The sequence below is a fragment of the Lysinibacillus fusiformis genome (assembly GCF_003049525.1).
GTDB lineage: Bacteria > Bacillota > Bacilli > Bacillales_A > Planococcaceae > Lysinibacillus > Lysinibacillus fusiformis.
In genome coordinates, this window is sequence record NZ_PYWL01000002.1 from 167,606 (window position 1) to 188,542 (window position 20,937).

The following is a 20,937-nucleotide window of genomic DNA, read 5'->3' on the forward strand; positions in this document are numbered from 1 at the left end:
TTTATAGGGATGAGCTATAGCCTATCGAACACCAACTGAATGAAGATAAATGAATAAAATCGAAATTCCACCTTCCTTCATCAAGTGGCGATGGAGGAGGGAAAAACTTCAAGTAGGTTGTCACGGAAATTAGAAAAAAAGGAGAGAAACTTTATGGAACGTGAAGGGAATTATTTAAAATCCCCAGATTTACTTCCAGTGACACATCAACAAAGAAATATTGGAACATTTGGTTTTGCGGTGATTTGGATAGGGATGGCGATTGTTTTAGCGGCTTTTGCAATTGGCGGTTCAGCCATTATGAATTTATCCTTACCTATGGTTATTTTAGCTACGTTGGTAGGTTCCTGTTTGATCGGTGTCTTTATGACGTTAATTGGTGATATAGGTATTGAGCATGGATTATCATTCCCTGTTTATATGCGTGCACCATTCGGCACATTTGGCACTCATATTCCTTCTCTTGTAAGGGGCATAACAGCCGCATGTTGGTTTGGTCTTAATACGTATTTTGGCGCATTAGCCATAAACGGCATTTTAAATTTATTGTTTGATTTTGATAATTGGTTCATTTGTTTCCTTGTATTTGCGGCGCTTCAGCTCTTTAATACATCACTCGGCATTAAGTCCATTGAGCGCTTCGCTGATCTAGCAGCGCCTGTCATTATTTTGATTTCTTGCTGGATGTATTACACATTAGCTGATAATGCTACGTCCCAAGGGAAAAATATATGGACGTGGGTAGAAACGCCAACAACGGGCTTTGCTGCCTTTACAGCTTTTATGGTAGTGGTCATGGCAAACATGGGCTTTTGGTCAACACTGGCAGCTGATATGCCATCATTATCTCGCTTTTTTAAAGCACCTAAAAATGAACGCAATTGGTTCAAACGGAATAAAACACAGCTCGTGGGCTCATTAATTGTTATGCCAATAACGAACACATTTATTGTTACAATTGGTGCAGTTTGTTATATGGCGGTAGCATCTGCTGACCCTATCAATGCTTTACAACAAAGTGCGAGTGGTTTTATTTTAGGTATCCTTTTGCTGATGATTGTGTTAGCACAATGGTCAACGAATACGTCTGCTAATGTCGTACCAGCAGCTACTATTTTCTCAAATATCGGTGGCCCCAAAGTACCTTTTTGGGTAGGGGTTGTTATTGCGGGGATTATTGGTATTCTTGCTCAACCATGGAATTTATTTGATGTAATGGTCAATGTTTTATTGATTATAGGTGGAATATTAACGGCGATTGTAGGGATTTTATTTGCGGATTATTATCTCATTCGCAAACGACGTGTACATGTCAAGGAACTCTATGAATTAGATGGGCAATTTAAATACTATAAAGGTTTTAATATCGCCGGGTTAGTGGCCTGGGTAATCGGTGGTGCTATCGCCAATATTTTTTCAACTTATTCTTCTTTAGTAGGGTTCTTTGTAGGAGCAATTGTCTATTATGTCTTAGCGAAGTATTGGTGGTTTAAAAAATACCCTCAAGCAGAGCTAGTAGATCCAAGTGATGCGAAGTATTTAGGTATTACAGTCGGACATAATTTGGATGAATTATTTGGCCAACAAGCACATGCGCCACTGACAGATCAAGAGGAAGATGAGCTAGTGGAGCAACCAGACCCTCTGCTAGAAATAAAATGTGCCGAATAAGTGACACTACATCAAGACATTTTCAAATGAAGGTGAGGTGATGGCATGTCTGAATTCCAACAAAGCAAAGAGGAAATCCAAAAAGTGGATCTTTATTTAGATAGCGGCTTTAAAATCAAATATGTCTACGAAAATTTAAGTGGGATGTTTGTAGAATTTGCTCGTCAGGAAGAAGTGACCTTACTACAAATTCTAACGGCAGATGCACGAAAGTATTTCACAGCAAAATTACAGGAACAAACCTTACTATAATAACGAAGTAACCTCTATTTCATTCGCCAAGGATGGATAGAGGTTTTTTGTTTGCCAGTTCTTTATGTAACAACAGAGCAAGCCTTTAGTTTTATGGGAATTGACATCAATTAAAATAAAAAAGATGTCCCTATGAGAGACACCTTTTTCTTATTCTTTATTCATTTCGCTATGCTTTCGACCATAAACCAAATAAACAATCAAACCGATGATGAACCAAATACCACATGCAACCCATGTAAGGACAGAAAGCTGTGATATTAAAAAGAGACATAATAGGAATGATAAAATCGGTAGGACTGGGAAAAACGGTACTTTAAAGCCCCCAGAAGGGATATTTTTATTTTTACGTAAATACACCACACCGATGGATACAATAGTAAATGCGACTAATGTGCCCATATTGACTAGTTCGGCAAGCTTAGAAAGTGGCACAAATCCTGCACAAAAGGCAACTAATATTGCGAAAATCCATGTGTTTTTCACGGGAGTTTTAAATTTAGGACTGAGCTCAGCCATACTTTTTGGCAGTAAACCATCACGGCCTAATGCGTACAGTAGTCGTGTTCCTCCGTAAGACATCACTAATATAACAGTCATCATTCCAACTACGGCACCTAATGAGATTATTCCCGCAATCCAATCTTGGTGGACCATCTGCATCACATAGCTAACAGGGTCACTTACATTTAACGCATGATAGGGAACGATACCTGTTAAAACCATTGATACAACAACATAGAGCACCGTACAAATAAGTAAAGAACCGATGATGCCAATGGGCATATTCCGCTGTGGATTTTTAACTTCCTCAGCAGCCGAAGATACCGCATCAAAACCTAAATAAGCAAAAAATACAAGTGCTGCTCCACTGAAGACGCCGCTTATGCCAAATGGTAGAAAGGGCTCCCAGTTAGTAGGCTTTACATAAAATACCCCTACGCCAATAAATAGTAAGATGACAGCGACCTTCAAGAAAACCATCCAAGTATTGAATCGAGTGGATTCTTTAATACCAAGCGTTAATAAAAATGCCGTAGCAAAAATAATCAAAATCGCAGGTACATTCATATATGTGCCAGCAGCAGGATTAAAGGCTCCTGAAATTGCTTGGGGCAAAACGATATGAAAGCCGGCAAGAAGTGAGGTTAAGTAAGATGACCAACCTGTCGCAACAGCGGCAACAGCCAGTCCATATTCCAAAAGTAAAGCCCATCCTACTAACCACGCGATAATCTCGCCAAAGACAATATAGCCATACGTATAGGCGCTCCCAGTTACGGGGACACTTGATGCAAATTCGGAATAACACATGCCTGCAAAAGCGCAAACAATGGCGGCGATAATAAAGGAAAAAACGATCCCAGGCCCAGCATGTGTTGCTGCCACCGTTCCAGGCAAGATGAAAATACCAGTGCCGACGATGGCACCAACTCCTAATAATATAAGATCAAAGGCACCTAACGTTTTCTTTAGTTGAATAGTCCCGCTATTTTGTAATAGTTCCTCGATTTTCTTTCTTCTAAATAATATTTTACTCACGCTCAATCCTCTTTTTCTTAGAAATATGTAAAAATATTATACTTTTTTGATAATTAGGTCAATCTTTTTGTCGAAATAAAGTGAAAAAACTAATATATTTAGAATTTTTAGAACAATAATAGTAAGGGAGCTACTCCATATGCTAAATCTATCAAAAAAACATTATTTTTTGTTTTTCCTAAAAATACAATTGTCTTTTTTAGAAAAATTGATTATGATTTTAAAGTATATTCAACGTAGATAGAACAACAGGAAAAGAGGCGTTATGGAGTGGCCAACAAAGAATTACAACGAGGATTAGAGGCACGTCACATCCAAATGATCGCGCTAGGCGGTACGATTGGTGTGGGCTTATTTATGGGTTCTGCAAGTGCCATCCAATGGACAGGACCTTCAGTACTCCTTGCCTATGGAATTGCAGGTATTTTTATATTTTTCATTATGAGAGCAATGGGTGAGATGCTTTATATGGAGCCAAGTACAGGCTCTTTTGCAACATTTGGCTATAAATACATTCACCCTTTAGCAGGCTATTTAACAGCATGGAGCAACTGGTTCCAATGGGTAATTGTTGGGATGTCTGAAATTATAGCCGTGGGAACGTATATGCAGTATTGGTATCCTGATTTACCAGCATGGATACCGGGTCTCATTGCAATGATCATATTAGGTGTGGCAAACTTTATCTCAGTTAAATCTTTTGGTGAATTTGAATTTTGGTTCGCCATGATTAAAATCGTAACCATTATATTAATGATTGTAGCAGGGGTTGGACTGATCTTCTTTGGCTTTGGTAATGATGGTATTGCGATTGGCTTATCAAATCTATGGAGTCATGGTGGCTTCTTTACTGGTGGCTGGACAGGCTTCTTCTTTGCATTATCGTTAGTAGTTGCAGCCTACCAAGGTGTAGAGCTTATTGGTATTACAGCAGGGGAAGCAAAAGATCCACAAAAGACAATTACGAATGCTATTCAAAGTATTATTTGGCGCATTTTAATTTTCTATATCGGAGCTATTTTTGTCATTGTGACAGTGTATCCGTGGGATGAATTGGGTACGATCGGTAGTCCCTTTGTTGCGACATTTGCCAAGGTAGGTATTACAGCTGCTGCAGGTATTATTAATTTTGTCGTTATTACAGCTGCTATGTCTGGCTGTAACAGTGGTATTTATAGTGCAGGACGTATGTTATATACTCTTGCGATGAATGGACAAGCACCGAAATTTTTCGCGAAGCTTTCTAAAAATGGTGTACCTTTATTTGGTACAGCTGGCGTGTTAATTGGTTTAGTGATTGGTGTCATTTTAAGCTATATTGCACCACAGAATTTATTTGTCTATGTGTACAGTGCAAGTGTTTTACCAGGAATGATACCATGGTTCATTATATTAATTAGCCAAATGAAATTTAGAAAAGTAAAAGGTGAACAATTAGCGAATCACCCGTTTAAAATGCCACTAGCCCCTATTACGAATTATTTAACAATTATCTTCTTAATGATGGTGCTGGTTGGCATGTGGATTAATGACGATACGCGTATATCATTAATCGTAGGAATTGTATTTTTAGTAATTGTAACTATTAGCTATTATGCATTTGGTATTGGCAAAAATCGCTACAGTACGGATCAAGGCGAATAGCAAAAAGATGCTTCTCTTAACAAGAGAGGCATCTTTTTTGCATATTTTTGCTAGCATATTTTTTACATAAACATTCGTAAACATGCCAAACTATAAAAAACTACGTGTGGAGACTGGTATTCGTTGAAATAAAAGGGGTTGAACGGAATGCACGAAATACCTGAACAGCTTGTTGCTAAATTAAAGAAGGAAATAAATGATGTAGATGATGTAAAGCTAAATATGATTGCAACAGAAGAAGGGGATGTTACCCTTATATATTTTTCCTCTCTTATAGAAAAAATGACGTTACAATCAATGGTATCTATTCCGTTAACCAATAATATCAAACAAATTCATCAAATGGCTCAATATGTGGACCCTAAAGATATACAAGGCGTCATTAAAAAATTGAACTCTGGGCAAACACTGCTGTTTTTTCATGAAACCAATGCACTTTTAAGTATGGATACGTATAGTGCACCTACAAGGGCCATTACAAATACTGAAACAGAATCAACCGTTATAGGGCCTCAGGATGCATTTACGGAATCTTTGGAGACCAATATTTCTCTAGTGAGAAGACGAATTCAAAGCGCTCAGCTAAAAAATGAAAATCGTATTGTTGGTTCTGAGGCTAATATTAAAATTTCCATTATGTATATGGATAATATTGTGAACCATAAAAACTTAGACGATCTTAGGAATCGTATTGATCAGGTGGAATTCCCTTTATTTACAGATATTTCGGTGTTGAAGCAATTAATTGAGGATAATCCGCTATCCCCTTTTCCCCAATATTATATGACGGTACGCCCTGATAGTATTTGTCGATACTTAATTGACGGCCGGATTGTCATGTTTATGGATAATAGCCAATTAGCGATTGTCTGTCCGACCTCGTTTTTTGAAATGTTCGTGTCGATTGAGGATTATTATAACCGATGGACAACAGCCTCATTACTAAGGATGCTGCGCTTCTTTGGTTTTTTCTTAACGATCATGATTACGCCCATGTATATTTCTGCCTTAACCTTTCATCCAGAAATATTGCCATATGAGCTTTTGTTAAATCTTCAAGAATCGAGAAGTAAAGTGCCTTTTCCACCTCTTATCGAAGTGTTATTTATCGAATTGATTGTAGAGGTATTACGGGAAGCGGGTTCTCGAATGCCGGCAAAAGTAGGACAAACAATCGGTATCGTAGGAGGTATTGTCATTGGGACTGCGGCTGTGCAGGCAGGATTACTTAGTAATATTCTCATTGTGTTGGTGGCCACTTCTGCACTATTATCTTTCCTACCACCGATTTTCTTGATGAGTAATGCTAGCCGATTTGTGCGATATATTTTCATTTTATCCGCTGGGTTATTTGGTCTATTTGGGCAAATGCTTGCCTTTGCTTGGTTAATTCATCATTTACTAAGTTTAAAATCATTAGGAACTCATTATATGACACCAGGTATACCGAGAAATCCAACAGATTTGTTAGATAATGTCATCAGATTTCCTATCAACTATTTAACGAAAAAATCAGGCATATCAAGTGCTCAGAAAAAACCGACAGAGGAGAAATGAGGTAAAAGACTTGGGCGCAGCTAACGTAAAGATGTTAAATCGCTATCACGTCATTTTTTTGGCCCAGAGTATTATGGTAGGGACAGGAATACTATCATTGCCGCAAAAATTAAGTGCTATGGGTTATACCGAGTGGTTTATGCCCGTATTGTTCGGTATTATTGCTACCTTAACTCTTTGGCCCATGATTTGGCTTTGCTCGAAATACCCGAATGAACATCTATTTCGTATCAATGAAATTCTTTTCGGGAAAGTTTTAGGGAAAAGCCTTAATCTCTTGTTTGTCATTCAATTTATTATCTTTAGTGCAGGAATTATTAGCAACTATATGCATCTCATACAAAGTACAGCGTTACAAGAGCAAACCATCACTTTACCTGTGCTGTGTTTCTTACTGTTACTGATATATATTGTAAGTGGTGGTATCAAATCCATTGCTAGATTTTGCATGATGAGTTTTTTTATTACAATCGGCATGTTCTATTTTACACAGTGGGCTATTGAAAAAGGGGAGGTAAGTCATTTACTCCCTTTATTCAATTTTAGTGGGCTAGATTTCTTTAATGCATTTAAAGAAGGCTATTTATCAGTCCTTGGCTATGAATTAATTATGTTTTACTTTCCATATATTATCGATCAGAAAAAAGCCTTTCGTCATTCATTGATTGGTATTTGGATTAGTATTTTCCTTTGTTTTTTCACGACAGTAGTAAGCGTCATCTATTATTCTGAATGGCAGTTGAAAAACGTAGAGTTTTCCGTTTTGAATTTATTTAAAGCCGGCGAACTTACCTTCGTGGAACGAATCGATATTATCGGTATAACATTATGGGTATTTTTAATATTATCGACAGCCACAGCCTATGTATGGTGTGCTAAATTAGGCGTGGATACGCTGTTTAAAAAGAAAAATAGTTATCAATTATATGTGATTGCTGCTATCATTTTTTTGATTATTAGAATGCCATTTTCTCGAGAATTCCAAGAGAAACTTTTTACAGCAAGTAATTACATTGGTTATATGCTAATTATTTGGCCAATCTTCTTAAGCATGATCTATATAGTTCGAAAAAAGAAGGTGCAACAATGAATAGAAAGCTTCTACTAAGTATCACACTTGCGCTTTTATTGTTATTGGCTGGTTGTTCAAGAAAAGAGCTGAAGGTACCTTTAGAGGATATAGGGATGGTTGGAACAATGGCGTTTGATTATATTGATGAAGATCAAATGAAATTAACGGTCGCTATTCCTCAATATTCACCAGAGGCACAACAAAACACACAAATTTTTTCGGTGTCTACAGATCTTGTATCGAATGGCATCGTAGAAATCGAAAAGCTTTCGGATAAAAAAATTGTCTTTAACCAATTACGAGTTGTGTTGGTTAATGAAGATTTTGCACGAAAAGGTGAGATACAAAATGTCATTCAGCATCTATACAGAAATGCTGAGGTGGGCAATAAAGTCCTCATTGCTATTGTGAAGGACAAAGCAGAAGCCATTATAAAGGGAAATTACCCGGATAAACCAAACATTAATATTTACATTAATGATTTATTGGAACCCAGTATAAATACAGCATTTAATCCGAATACGAATATCCATGATTTTATGTATACAATAACGAATCCTGTGACGGATACGATTATTCCATATCTTGAAAAACGCGATGAGAAGATTGAAATTAAAGGTGTTGCTGTTTTTAAGGGGAACCATATGCATGAAGTGATTAAGCCAGAGGAGGCACTCATTGTTCAAGCATTACTAGGAAGAAAAAGTCTAGCACCTCTCCATTTAGATCTACATGAGGGATATGGGGAGGAAAAATTAATGATTGATTTAATTGAGAGCTCTATTAAAATGCAAAGTAATAAAAATGTTGACTCACCTAAGCTCATCATTCACCTACAAATTAAAGGAACGTTAAGTGAATACAAAGGGGCGAGAGAATACGAGTTGAATACGATTGAAAGCATTAGTCGGTTAGAGAAGGATGTAAATAAGCAGCTAGAAGTGGATATTACCAAGTTTTTAGATAAACTAAAAAATATGGATGTCGATCCTAGTGGGTTAAGTGAAAAATTTAGAATGTACTATCATGGAAAGTGGACGACCAAAAAAACGAGGGAAGTCATAAGTAAATTACAAACAGAGGTACATGTTGAGACGTCAATTATTAGTACTGGTACATTAAAATAAACAGGACAATCCTTATGCTGAAGTGGATTGTCCTTTTCGTTTGTTTAAGATTTTCGCATAATAAAGCTTAAATGTCTGCCTGCCTGTTTGTCCTGACGATAGGAGAAGCCATCAGGGCTAAGGAATGTACAAGTGGCATCAACTTGGATTTGCTCAGATGGAATACCAGCAAGTTCACATTGTTTTTTCACCGTTTTTTGATTATCAATATGGTATTTATTCGTCTCGGTATTCAAATACATAAATTCCTCTGCATAACCAAGGCTGTGGAACTTCTCATACACATCAGCATCTACCTCAAATTTTTGCTGGCTTAATGCCATACCAATTTGAACGTGAAAATCCTCTGGTCGACATTGTTCTTCTTCCAACAGATGCTGGAACAGTTTAGGAGTAATTTCTTTAATAGTGCCCTGCCACCCTGAATGAATGACGCCCACTAAACCATTGGCCACATTATAAAAAATCACAGGAACGCAATCTGCCGTAAAACTACATAATAATAAATTAGGCTCAACTGTATAAAGAGCATCTGTGTTTTTCACAGCCGTATCCATTTGCACGGCGCCACGTCCTTTATCGGCTAAGGTCACTCGATGGAAGTTGGCACTATGTGTTTGTTCCGTACAAATAAAATCTTGTAGGTCGCAGTTCAATGCTGTTGCTAATTGTTGACGATTGTCAATGACATCATGGATATGATCGCAAACATGCAACGCCATATTATTATGCTCTAATTCCATCGTATCCTTTAAGGTAGTGCCAGCGATAAATTGATCATTATCTACATATATTTTTGATTTCATTCAATCACCCCGCTTTACTATATAGGATTCCACTACGAATGTATAGGTTCCATTCCCTTGAATATTTGTTACTACTTTCCCTTACTCTACTAGCAAACTTTTAGACATAATGAATAGATTTCTTCACATATAGTATGAGGAATCATATGTGGAGGGAGAGAGTAAAAAATGGCTCAACTAGATATTTTATTAATTTGCCAAATAGGCATGGGCCTTTTCTGGATTATTACATATATATTAGTTATTTACAAAGGGTGGAAGGATAAAAAATACGGCATGCCTATGGTTGCTATTTGTGCCAATATTGCATGGGAATTTATCTTTACTTTTCTTTACCCACAAAATGACCTTCAACGATTGATTACGCTCACTTGGCTCATATTAGATGTCGTTATACTGATGCAATTTTTACGTTTTGCACCACCAGAATATCGGAGAATCCTGTCTAAAAAATTATTATATGCCTCTTTTTTGGTCACTTTAATTTTCAGCATGTTAATGATTTTAGGGATTATTCATCAATTTCAGGATTTTGAAGGGAAGTACGCAGCGTTTATGCAAAACCTCATGATGTCAGGATTATTTATCGGTTTATTATTACGAAGAGGGAATTTAGATGGTCAATCCATGGGCATTGCTGTCTGTAAGATGATTGGAACATTGTTTGCTGCAGTTGGCTTTTATCTTTATTTCCGTACGCCGTTTATTACCATTATTTCTATAGCTACCTTTTTTTATGACTGTCTCTATATTCTATTAATTTACCAAATGAAGAGGAAATTAGTAGCGAAGTAGGGTTTCTTCAGTAAATATGGAAGACTAATTTAGTTGGTAATGTTTGTTAATGACAATTAGATTGCAACTTGATGACAAGGTGCATCATGATAAATGGTGTTAAATTGGGATTCGTAAATTTTTGTTGTTCATCTGTCATGTATTTGTAAAAATCCTTCCAAATATTTTGTGATGATTATTGCTCAAAAACTATTTACCATAAAAGGAGAGCAAACAGGAAGGATGATAGACATGTTGAAAAAAGTAAAAAAAGCGGCACTTGCTTCAGTTATTGCAGCTTCATTATTAGTACCAGTGGGGGCAATGGCGGCTGAATCCTATACAGTCTCATCTGGTGACACTCTTTGGAAAATCGCATTGAAAACGGAATCAGGTGTACAAGAATTAATGGATGTAAACCCACAGCTTGCCAATCCAAATCAAATTTATCCTGGACAAAAAATAAATGTCCCTGTAAAGGAACAAGCAAGCGTTGAACAAGAAGTCATTAAACTGGTGAATGCGGAACGCGCCAAAGCAGGTCTCTCAGCATTACAAGACGACTGGGAGTTATCAAGAGTAGCTAAATACAAATCTCAAGATATGCATGATAAAAAATACTTTGACCATACAAGTCCAACGTATGGAACGCCATTTACGATGATGAAAAATTTCGGTATTTCATATCGATCAGCCGGTGAAAATATTGCCAAAGGTCAACGCTCTGCACAAGAAGTCGTTACAGCTTGGATGAACAGTGAAGGGCACCGTGCGAATATTCTCAACAAAACCTATACACATATCGGTATAGGTTATGTAGCAGATGGCAACTACTGGACGCAAATGTTTATACAAAAATAAAAGAAGAACTGCCCCAATCAGGTAAGACTGAGTTTGGGCAGTTTTTTTGGAATTTATTTAAATATATCCAGATCTTCTAAGAGCGGTAAATTATTATTTTGTACAACTATAAATAAATGAATCTTTATAGCAAAAGGCATCAGTGTGCCTTTTAGGAGCTTTAATGTTTTTTGAGGGCAATCGCCTTGGCTCGGGAGTTAACCCCTAGCTTACTATAAATTGTAGATAAATAAACACGAACAGTGCCTTCTGATAAATGCAGACGTTTAGCTATTTCACGATTAGTTATACCATCTACTAGCAAATCATAAATATCCTTTTCCCGTTGTGTCAGCATTGATGGAGCTTTGGCAGGAAATGCGGTCCCTTCTTTTAGGTAACTAAAATAAACTGTCGGTATGGATTCCCATCGTTGATGAAGCTGTTCGAAATAAATTTCTAATAGCGGCTCTAAATCCTTTTCATCTAAAAAGGATCGAACATAATAGAAGGGTGCTGCGAGTTCGAAAGCCTCGTGTAAAGTTTCTAAGGCGAGTTCTTGGTGACCTAGACGGTATTGACAAATAGCTTCAAGAATTGTGGCTTCAATAATTGTAGCAATTTGCTCTTCCTGCTGACCTTTCATTTTTATCTGAATTAAGCTCGTTAAGGCTTCGTTCGGCTTTTCCTTCAATAATAGTAAACGGGCATGTACTAAGAGCCAGAATGGTTGCTTTGATTGGATAGACTGTAAGATCAACTCAGCCTGATGACTATCGCCTGCAATAATATGACAGTAGGCTTGCATAATTTGTATAGATGTACGCCAGTGCTTTTCCGTCACATCCTCTAATAGCTGGGTCAGCATAGCAACAGCTGAACTTATTTGATTTTGCTGGATATAGATTTTTGCTTTCAGGAGATACATGGGGATACATAATCCAGGATCTTGTAACTGATGGCCAAGCTTAAGTGCCATTTCGATTTCTTTATGGGTAAACGGTATTAGGTTGCGTTCATACAATGATTCGGCGGCAACACCATAGCTAAAAGCAGTTACATTAGCTGTTTGTAAAGACGTTTCTCGAAAAAGCTCACTTATGACTGTTCCTTGTTCCATTGTTTGAAGTTTTCCTTTTGAGCCAATGCTTGTTCGTAAAAGCTTATATTCAAAACTATTATAGGGAATAGGCACATGATCCCATCTAGAGGGGATATGTCCTTTGGCGAGCTGTTTTCTCATAATTTGTTCCACTAACTGTAAATCACCACCAGCGGCAACGATAGCAAAAGCCTTTGCACTTTCATAAATATAGGTCATGGCCGCATGCTCCTCTTGCTCCATCCATTGTTCAGTCAGCTGCCGCAATTCAAGTTCCTCCATAAGAGATGACGCTGCTTCAACTTCCGTGGTTGAAATCGATGTCAAAAAGCCAATGACTAGCATTTCATAAGAGACTTTATATTGGTCACGACGAAGCTGGTGCAACCACCGCATAAACGTTGCTGTTTGACCTGATAAAAAAAGCTGAACAAGATGATCGGTCATCCATGGCGTCGCTAGGTCATATTGTCCATGTTTAAGTGCTAATTCAATAGCAGAAATATAATCCCCTTGGTCATAAATGAATTGAGATGTTTCGAGAACAAGATTACGTATGTCCTGCTTCGAAAATTGTCTTGTTAATTCCATTTGCAATGCTTCCGCTAATAAATGATGGTAACGGAATATGGGCTGTTTGGATTGCAACCGAATGGTGAAAAGTCCTTTTGCTTCTAAATGTTCCAATTGTTCAAGACTATTTGTCTGTTTGGTCAATTGATCACAAATAGCAGGGTCCAGCTCCTGCAATAGGGAAGTGCGCAGCAAAAATTGTTGTGTTTCAGAAGGTAGATTATGAATAATTTCTTGCCATAAAAATTCTGAAATAAAGGGCTGTGCAGCTTCTTCCAAAGCTTCTATATCAGGGTCATGTGCAAAGCTAGTTAACAATAATCCGGCTACCCAACCTTCAGTTTTATCTAAAATAGCTTGCAACTGTTGGTGGTTGAGAGCAGGTAAATGTTTGCAGGAAAAAAATCGCTTCACCTCCTGTAACGTAAAGCGTAAATGTCCCGAATGGATTTCATGTATCCACTGCTTAACTCGCCACTTAGCTATTGGTAGTGCAGGGACGGAACGAGAGGACATATAGATATGTGCATGACTAGGTAAATATTCTACGAATTGTGTCATGAGTTGATGTATCACTGGATTTTCTATGACATGATAATCATCTAGTACAATCGAGATGGGCTGTTGGATGGCATTCATTTCTTCTAACAGAGAATAGATAAAAAATTCAAGTGTTGCAGGGTCCTGCGAGTTGAGTAGCGGTGCAAGAATCTGATCTATTTCACTTTTAGAAGACCTAGCAATAGCGTGTAAAATATATGTCCAGTAACGTATCGGATCATTATCAGCAGCATCTAGGGAAACCCATGCAGTGGTTTCTTTTTTATTTTTCAACCAGCTAGTTAGTATACTGGTTTTCCCATAACCCGCTGGAGCTCGTAAAATCGTTAATTTAACATGTATATGTTGATCGAATAAATCGAATAATTGAGTTCTTTCTATTAAAGTGGGTGAATGATGTGGCATTGTTATTTTAGAAGATAATAATGTTTGAGGCACCTTAATTTCCTCCTTTAGTTCAGAAAAGTTCCATAATTTTCATTGTACTAAACTATTATCATTTTTTCGTATGTTAATAGTCCTATCATTTCCATCTTTCATTGTTTTTTGGTGTCTAATGGTAGTGGACATTCAAAACTGAGGCCATCGTTCTTCCTCTTTTTCATGATCCATTTCAACATGGTACAAAGTCTATCTTACATCACCCAAAAAAACTAAAAGTGCTTGTATCTCATGTAAACAACTAATCTACACATTTCACACAAGTTCAAATAGGTAAATATACAAGAAACTCAATTTTGTGGGCATATAGTAGTCATATATGTCTGGGAGGTTGTTCAGTGTGGGAAAAGAACAAAGATTTTTTAAAATCAAGTTTAAATCAAATCCAGGTTGTCATTGCCATTGCTGCGGTTTTTGTTGCCCTTGTCGTTGTAAGCACCCATTTTTACCAGTACCACCAACTTGTAACTATCTCGTCTATGTAACAGACGCTGGACAGCTAGCAACTCCTGATAACAGAGTATCAGTAATCGATACAGCAACCAATACGATAGTCGCTACCATTCCAGTAGGAACGGCTCCACTAGAAATAGCGATTACACCAAATGGTGCGTTTGGTTATGTGCCAGCGCTCTTCTCCAATAATGTAACTGTATTTGATACAGCGACAAATACGGTAGTCGCTACGATTCCAGTTGGAAGTGAGCCTCTTGGTGTAGCGATTTCACCAAATGGAGCCCTTGCCTATGTTTCCAATCACGGATTAGGCGCTAACTCTGTATCCGTCATAGATACAGCGACAAATACCGTGACAGCAACAATTCCAGTAGGGCTTCAACCTCAAGGTATTGCTTTTACGCCGAATAGTGCGTTTGCTTACGTGGCAAACGAAAATTCAGGTAGTGTATCTGTTATAAATACAGCGACCAATATGGTGGTTGCTACTATCCCTGTTGGAATTCGCCCAAGATCAATTGTCTTCACATTAAATGGACAATTTGCTTATGTTACAAATGAAAATAGCGATAATGTATCTATCATTAATGTTGCAACCAATATAGTAGTTGGTACAATCCCTGTAGGAACAGGACCTGTAGGATCAGCCATTACACCTGATGGAACACTTTTGTATATCGTCAACAAAGGGAGTGATACCGTATCTGTCATCAGTACAACGACAAATATGGTGATAGCAACAATCCCTGTTGGTTCTTCACCTGACCAAGTAACGATCTTACCAAATGGCACTTTTGCATATGTCACAAATCAAACGGACAATACAGTGTCTGTCATAGATATAGCAACCAATATGGTAGTGGATGTAATCCCAGGGTTTAATGGACCGACTGGTATAGATACAGGGGTAATTTGTCTATAGCCTGTAATAAAGACAAGTTAATTTCATCCACCAATGTTCTGGTAGCTCAAAGGTTTCAACAAAATACTCGTAGTACTCAAATACTTTGCAAAGAAAAAAATAGTAAGATACGTTCTGTCAATTGTGCATGATTAAAGAGCAAAATATTGGGGTAGCAGTCGTTTACTTCTAACTTGTCTTAGTGCCAGGCTATCCCTGCGATACATAAGAAAAAGCCTACCTTATTAACTGTGATCGTCAAGAGTAAGCAGATCCGGAAGTTTCATTTTGTCAGGCAAACAAATAAATATCTACAAAAACCACACACTATAAGCAATATATGAATAAGATGTCTCTGTAGTATGACCATAGAGGTAGGTGTATATGTTGAAAAGGAAGTTAGTTTCCGCATTTTGTGTTTTATGTATGGTGGGACTAGTAGGTTGTCAAAAAAATTTGAACAACGACCAAAGTCTAGAGCAAGAAAATCAACCATTAAAACAGCCAGTCGAAGAAATGAAAAAGCCAGTTACCTATGAGCAAGTTCCACAAAATGGGCCGGCTCTTGTGGAGATTGTAGATCCGAAAACAAAGAAGATTATTGAAACCATTTCACCAAAGGATAGTGGCTATGAGACAAATTTGCAAGCCTATCAGCAGCATATCGAGCAGTTAGCAAAGGAATTAGCAAGAGGGATGGATGAAATGGAGGGCTATGACCAGCGAATGATGCTTGATCGATTGGATGAAGAAGGAAAAGTAATCAAGGGAAGGCCGCAAATGATTTTAAAAGAAAGTGAATTAGTAGAGAGAATACTGGATGCCTCTGCGACTGGTGGTCAAGTGGAGATACCTCTTTATTTGACGCAAAGTGGATATTCATTTGAGGACATTCCTTATTTAGAGGAGGTCGTTGTAGCATCCTATACGACGTATTTTAATAGCGCTGATTTGGGAAGAAATAAAAATATTGAGCTTTCTGCCAAGGCTATTAATAATGTCATCGTGGGTAGTGGTGACCATTTTTCATTTAATACGATGGTTGGACCTCGAGATGAGGCAAATGGCTATCAGCCTGCACCAGAAATTATTAATAAGAAAGTGGTAATGGGGATTGGTGGGGGTATTTGTCAAACTTCCTCGACCCTCTTTAATGCAGTGGATCAGCTACAAGTCAAGTATGTAGAACGTCACCATCATTCTCTGGATATTGGATATGTGCCAAAGGGAAGGGATGCGACGGTTGCCTATGGAAGCTTGGATTTTAGGTTTCAGAACACTAGTGATGTTCCATTTGTAATTCAAACTACCTATGGAAAAGATTTTTTGACAATCGACATACGAACTGCTGAAAAATATGTAGAAATATTGACAAAGGGTTAATGCGACGAAAAGACACCATAGGACGTTGGTGTCTTTTTATAAGTGTCATGATATAGTTAAAATTGAATAGTTAGTAAATATTTGGGGAGGGGGACAGACAATGCATCCAAAACTAATGGCCGTCATAGAGACGATGGATTTATATCAGGCAACATACCCAGAAGATGCTTGTGTCATAGTGGCAGACACTGAAAAAGTACTTGCCTATAAACCGGGGAAGCATGTTGACTTAAAAGTAGGTGTAGGTGAGCCAGTACATAAATATCGAGGAACAGCAACGGAAATCGCGTTGAGTTCAGGTCGATTCGTTAAAGAGGAACGAGGAGCAGAGGGGTTTGGTATGGCCTATATCGCCTCGGCACAGCCTATTTTTGATGGAGGTCAAATTATAGGTGTAGTAAGTGCCATCATTTCTAATGAAAAAATGGATCATATGCGTCTATTGGCGACGGATCTTTCGAGTGCGGTAGAAGAAATGACTGCCACAAATGAAGGATTAGCTACTGCCAGTATAGATGTTTCCAATCGTTTAGGGGCACTATCAAATTTCTCCGAATCAATGGCAGGTGATATTGAACAAATTAATGTAATTGTTCAATTAGTAAAAGACTTAGCGATGAAATCTAAAATTCTTGGCTTGAATGCATCGATTGAAGCGGCACGTTCGGGGGAGCATGGTCGTGGTTTTGCAGTTGTCGCATCTGAAATACAAAAAATGTCCCAGAGCAGTACAGAAAGTGCAAATAGTATTACGAAACAATTAGAAAGCATTAAACAATCGATTGATCAAGTGAATGCTTCTGCTAATCAAGTGGCTGCCTTTACCCAGCAATTTGCCACGAGTATGTATGAATTAAGCGATGCGTATAAAGGAGTAAATCATACTGCTGAAAAGTTAATGCATATTAGCGAAATCAAAGCTTAAACATATAAAGGATAATAGCCAGTAAAGGGCTATTATCCTTCTACTAAATAATCTCTAAAATCTCCTCAGGTGTCGTTACTTTGTATTCGGGCTCTTCATTTTGTATAACTTCAATTGCATCATAGCCCCATTCCACCCAAATAATAGGTACTCCAGCTTTTTTACATGCTACAATATCCCTCTGTTCATCCCCTATATATACCACTTCAGTTGCTGAAACATTCGATTCTTTTAAAAACTTCTTCATGACTTTATCCTTGCCAAAAATACGATTGGAGCAAAGGACATCTGCAACACAGTGAATGCCATTCATTTTGAGAAACTCTAAAATATTGTCCTTCGAATTGGAAGAGATAATTAAAATCTTATACCCTCTTTTATCAATTTCGAGCAAAACTTCCTTCATCCCTTCAAAAAGATGAACATCGTTTAATGATTGGCGATATAATTTGTAAAATTGCGGTAAAATCATAGGTAATTTATACATGGGGAAGTCAAATAATTTACTACGTTCTGAAATCGATAATTTTTTTAATGTATCAATTTCCTTCAATTCAATTCCTTTAAATTTATATTTTTGTGCTAACGTATTCCATGCTGATGCAAACACGGCGGTCGAATCCGCAAGCGTTCCATCAAAATCAAAAATTATATGCTTCATGGCAAACTTTCTCCTTTATCATCTAGTTGTATAGACGTTTTATGCAAAAAAATGTTACATGGAATGGGCAATTGATTGGGTCATGAAACAGGGAATAACAATCAAAATAAAAGGTCTGTAATCATCATATGGTAAATATTATCAGAAAATGCGGCGTTTGCAACGGAAATCATGTAACAAAAGAAGGTGTCACAAAAATCAATTGAGACACCTAATACGCTATATAACGAAAATAACAGTGTTTCATTTTAGTCCTATTCAATTTGCAAGCCGTTTTTTGTGTGTTGTACGATTTTAAATCTGAAATTTGGATATTTTACTATTCCGCTGTTTGTGAGACGAAATAAAATGAAGAGTCTTAAAGGTGAAAGCTGTGACTAATTAACGTTCAAGACAGGTTCTAACTATAGTTAGAAGGTATATTTTTTGTATTTTTTCATTGCTGTAACGTGTGCGTCAATTGATATCCGATTTCTTTAAAGCATTTGGCCATTTCAAATTTGGAATGTTTTTTTAGCTATATCTCTGATACTAAAGTAGTAACATAGTTTGTATCATTCATACTACTAATGCAGGATGATATGTTTGGGCTGAAAGCTATTGAAAAAATGATAGGAATTGGACCGGAATTAATGGGGGAGCGTATTTCCAGCACCTATCACGCTAAGGTGATAGGTCTGGTATCTATGCGAGTGTTATTCTATTTTTTTTCTCGTGTTTTAACTAAATAATAAGCATTGACGGAGGAAGCGATAGGAATAATGAGGGCAATGCCGATGCCTGCGCAAAAAATCGTCATCATTTCCGCACTAAAGACTTTGGAATTGACGATTTCACCAATCGAATAAGAGAGATCCTTAAACCATATCAATAAACTTAAATAGCCACCAAAGAAAGCAAAAAATAAAGTATTTGTATCGGTTCCTAAAATGTCTCTTCCAATACTTATTCCAGATGTAAAAAGTGTCTTTCTACTGATCGAAGGATTGCGATAAAAAATCTCATGCATAGAGGTAGCAATGGAAATGGCAACATCCATAATGGCACCTATCGTACTCATAATAATGACCGATGCACCAATCTGCACGAAATTAACACCGATATAGAGAGAAAAGATACTTAATTCTTCCGTTGATTCTTCCCCAAATCCTTGAATCATGGCCTTTTTCGTTATAAACGTAATAAAAAGCAATAAAACAACAATCGTTACCATTGTAGAAATAAACGCTGTAATGGTTTTACTATTCGTTTTATTAATATAAAACAAACTAATGCAACTGATAACAGTGCACGCAATAAACGTCAGGACAATAGGGCTATTTTTAGGGTCTGTCATAAGAAAAATAGTCACAAATAGCACGCCGAAATTTAAAAATAAGGAAAGAAACGAGCGTAGTCCTTGCTTTCCTCCAATTACCACCATTAATATACATAAAATTCCTGCCAATACAACGATAACATTCATTCCTTCACCCGCTTTCGATTAATGAAAAAAATAGCGGTGTATTGACTAATCGGTATGGTGAGGACGACTCCAATACCTCCTGCAAGTGCACGAGCTAGCTCTAATGAAAGATTCAAGGATAGTGTTAGTCCTAATGTTGAAGAATTTTTCAAATAGAGTATGACCATTGGTATGGAGCCACAAATATACGCGAAAAATAAAATGCTTGTAATGGTACCCATAATGTCTTTTCCAATTTCTTGTCCAGATGCCTTCAAAGCTTGTAAAGAAATACGAGAATCCTGTTCGTATAGGGCGAAAATAGAAGAGGACATCGTAATGGCAACATCCATAACAGCCCCAAGTGAACCGATAAATAAACCAGCCATAAAGACAGTTCGGTAGGGACGTGTTAAAAATTGCATTTCCTCATAGCGTAGACCATTTTCCCCCGTCAACCACATCACAGCAGTGCTAATTATGAGGGCTATCATTGTCCCTAAAAGTGTAGATATAATGGCTGCATATGTTTTCGTATTCAAACCACTAATCAGTAACAAGGAAATGACGGTAAATAATAGGACACAAACCCCACTTATGAATAATAAATTGAGGCTGCCATGCTTTACGTAAAGGTCTAATGCCAATGTTAAAATGCAGGCATTTACGACTAAGCTAATAATGGCAAATAAACCTTGTCTCTTACCGATGATGAGTAGTACAAGGATAAAAATCCAAGCGATCATCATAATTGTTTGATCTCGTTTCAAATCGAGAATGGTGCCCGTTAACTCTGATTGTTTTGAATGTGCATCTATAGCGACAAAGATTTCATTGCCAACATTGTATTCCTGATCAAAGGCTCCAGATGAAGAATAGTCATTCGTCAAATCAATCGTTTTTCCTTTGTGCTGCCCATTTTTAAGTACGGCTTTAATTTGCTGTGTATACAACATATCTTCATTCTCATACATATCTGTTATTGGTTCAGATTCTGTTACTTTGACTTTCAGAATTTCTGCAATAGGTCGATCATAAAATTGTTCATTATGGTGAACGAAAAAAATGGATAGGGCACAGCCAAGTAATAACAAGGCATAGAAAATACGTTGTTTATAAGTTATTTTTTTAAAATAGTGCAATGGAATGACCTCCAAATTAGTGGACTAAATAGTCACTTGTACAGGAACGATTTTAAGAATAGT

At 37.3% G+C, this 20,937-nt stretch carries 16 protein-coding genes and 1 pseudogene; 11 read left to right on the forward strand and 6 right to left on the reverse strand.

The window, feature by feature from the left end; genetic code table 11:
• Nucleotides 1-153 precede the first annotated feature (153 nt).
• Complete coding sequence (locus tag C9J29_RS05755) at nucleotides 154-1,671, forward strand: NCS1 family transporter (RefSeq protein ID WP_107921776.1); 1,518 nt, start codon at nucleotides 154-156, stop codon at nucleotides 1,669-1,671.
• 45 nt (nucleotides 1,672-1,716) lie between these two features.
• Nucleotides 1,717-1,923, forward strand: coding sequence for a hypothetical protein (locus C9J29_RS05760; protein WP_089986569.1), 207 nt, complete (start codon nucleotides 1,717-1,719; stop codon nucleotides 1,921-1,923).
• A 150-nt stretch (nucleotides 1,924-2,073) separates the two neighbouring features.
• Here C9J29_RS05760 and C9J29_RS05765 read toward each other — a convergent pair whose 3' ends face one another.
• Nucleotides 2,074-3,465 (reverse strand): branched-chain amino acid transporter BcaP, encoded by a 1,392-nt coding sequence (locus C9J29_RS05765; protein WP_107921777.1) that lies wholly within the window; start codon nucleotides 3,463-3,465, stop codon nucleotides 2,074-2,076.
• A 270-nt stretch (nucleotides 3,466-3,735) separates the two neighbouring features.
• Here C9J29_RS05765 and C9J29_RS05770 point away from each other — a divergent pair, with 270 nt between their 5' ends.
• The 4 genes from C9J29_RS05770 (at nucleotide 3,736) to C9J29_RS05785 (ending at nucleotide 8,865) form a co-directional block, all read left to right on the forward strand.
• Nucleotides 3,736-5,109 carry an amino acid permease gene (locus C9J29_RS05770; RefSeq protein WP_008176592.1) on the forward strand — a complete coding sequence of 458 codons (1,374 nt, stop codon included), beginning with the start codon at nucleotides 3,736-3,738 and terminating at the stop codon, nucleotides 5,107-5,109.
• A 147-nt stretch (nucleotides 5,110-5,256) separates the two neighbouring features.
• Complete coding sequence (locus C9J29_RS05775; RefSeq protein ID WP_089986566.1) at nucleotides 5,257-6,666, forward strand: spore germination protein; 1,410 nt, start codon at nucleotides 5,257-5,259, stop codon at nucleotides 6,664-6,666.
• A gap of 10 nt (nucleotides 6,667-6,676) precedes the next feature.
• A complete protein-coding gene (locus C9J29_RS05780) occupies nucleotides 6,677-7,756 on the forward strand; it encodes a GerAB/ArcD/ProY family transporter (RefSeq protein WP_237068757.1) in 1,080 nt (359 codons plus the stop codon).
• Entirely contained in the window at nucleotides 7,753-8,865 is a 1,113-nt protein-coding gene (locus tag C9J29_RS05785) for a Ger(x)C family spore germination protein (RefSeq protein WP_008176589.1), read from the forward strand. The genes C9J29_RS05780 and C9J29_RS05785 overlap by 4 nt, the downstream gene beginning before the upstream one ends.
• 44 nt (nucleotides 8,866-8,909) lie before the next feature.
• Here C9J29_RS05785 and pgeF read toward each other — a convergent pair whose 3' ends face one another.
• Entirely contained in the window at nucleotides 8,910-9,671 is a 762-nt protein-coding gene (gene pgeF / locus C9J29_RS05790) for a peptidoglycan editing factor PgeF (protein WP_008176588.1), read from the reverse strand.
• Between the two features lie 168 nt (nucleotides 9,672-9,839).
• Here pgeF and C9J29_RS05795 point away from each other — a divergent pair, with 168 nt between their 5' ends.
• Nucleotides 9,840-10,466 (forward strand): transmembrane-type terpene cyclase, encoded by a 627-nt coding sequence (locus C9J29_RS05795; protein ID WP_008176587.1) that lies wholly within the window; start codon nucleotides 9,840-9,842, stop codon nucleotides 10,464-10,466.
• Between the two features lie 231 nt (nucleotides 10,467-10,697).
• The gene (locus tag C9J29_RS05800) at nucleotides 10,698-11,306 is read left to right on the forward strand and encodes a CAP domain-containing protein (protein ID WP_043990164.1); all 609 of its coding nucleotides are present in this window, start codon (nucleotides 10,698-10,700) and stop codon (nucleotides 11,304-11,306) included.
• 160 nt (nucleotides 11,307-11,466) lie between these two features.
• Here C9J29_RS05800 and C9J29_RS05805 read toward each other — a convergent pair whose 3' ends face one another.
• Nucleotides 11,467-13,959: a winged helix-turn-helix domain-containing protein gene (locus tag C9J29_RS05805; protein WP_089986565.1), complete on the reverse strand. Its 2,493-nt coding sequence runs from the start codon at nucleotides 13,957-13,959 to the stop codon at nucleotides 11,467-11,469.
• 442 nt (nucleotides 13,960-14,401) lie between these two features.
• Here C9J29_RS05805 and C9J29_RS05810 point away from each other — a divergent pair.
• The 3 genes and pseudogenes from C9J29_RS05810 to C9J29_RS05820 all read left to right on the forward strand — a co-directional run.
• Nucleotides 14,402-15,340 (forward strand): annotated as a pseudogene (locus C9J29_RS05810) (beta-propeller fold lactonase family protein); the annotation flags it as partial.
• A gap of 405 nt (nucleotides 15,341-15,745) precedes the next feature.
• Nucleotides 15,746-16,702, forward strand: a complete 957-nt coding sequence (locus C9J29_RS05815) for a VanW family protein (protein ID WP_171365175.1) — start codon at nucleotides 15,746-15,748, stop codon at nucleotides 16,700-16,702.
• Between the two features lie 100 nt (nucleotides 16,703-16,802).
• Nucleotides 16,803-17,627, forward strand: a complete 825-nt coding sequence (locus tag C9J29_RS05820; protein WP_008176582.1) for a methyl-accepting chemotaxis protein — start codon at nucleotides 16,803-16,805, stop codon at nucleotides 17,625-17,627.
• Between the two features lie 43 nt (nucleotides 17,628-17,670).
• Here C9J29_RS05820 and C9J29_RS05825 read toward each other — a convergent pair whose 3' ends face one another.
• From C9J29_RS05825 to C9J29_RS05835, 3 genes are all read right to left on the reverse strand, one after another.
• Nucleotides 17,671-18,288, reverse strand: coding sequence for an HAD-IA family hydrolase (locus tag C9J29_RS05825; protein WP_008176581.1), 618 nt, complete (start codon nucleotides 18,286-18,288; stop codon nucleotides 17,671-17,673).
• Nucleotides 18,289-18,988: 700 nt separating this feature from the next.
• Entirely contained in the window at nucleotides 18,989-19,753 is a 765-nt protein-coding gene (locus tag C9J29_RS05830; RefSeq protein ID WP_090001330.1) for a YibE/F family protein, read from the reverse strand.
• Nucleotides 19,750-20,874: a YibE/F family protein gene (locus C9J29_RS05835; protein ID WP_089986562.1), complete on the reverse strand. Its 1,125-nt coding sequence runs from the start codon at nucleotides 20,872-20,874 to the stop codon at nucleotides 19,750-19,752. The genes C9J29_RS05830 and C9J29_RS05835 overlap by 4 nt, the downstream gene beginning before the upstream one ends.
• Between the last annotated feature and the right edge of the window lie 63 nt (nucleotides 20,875-20,937).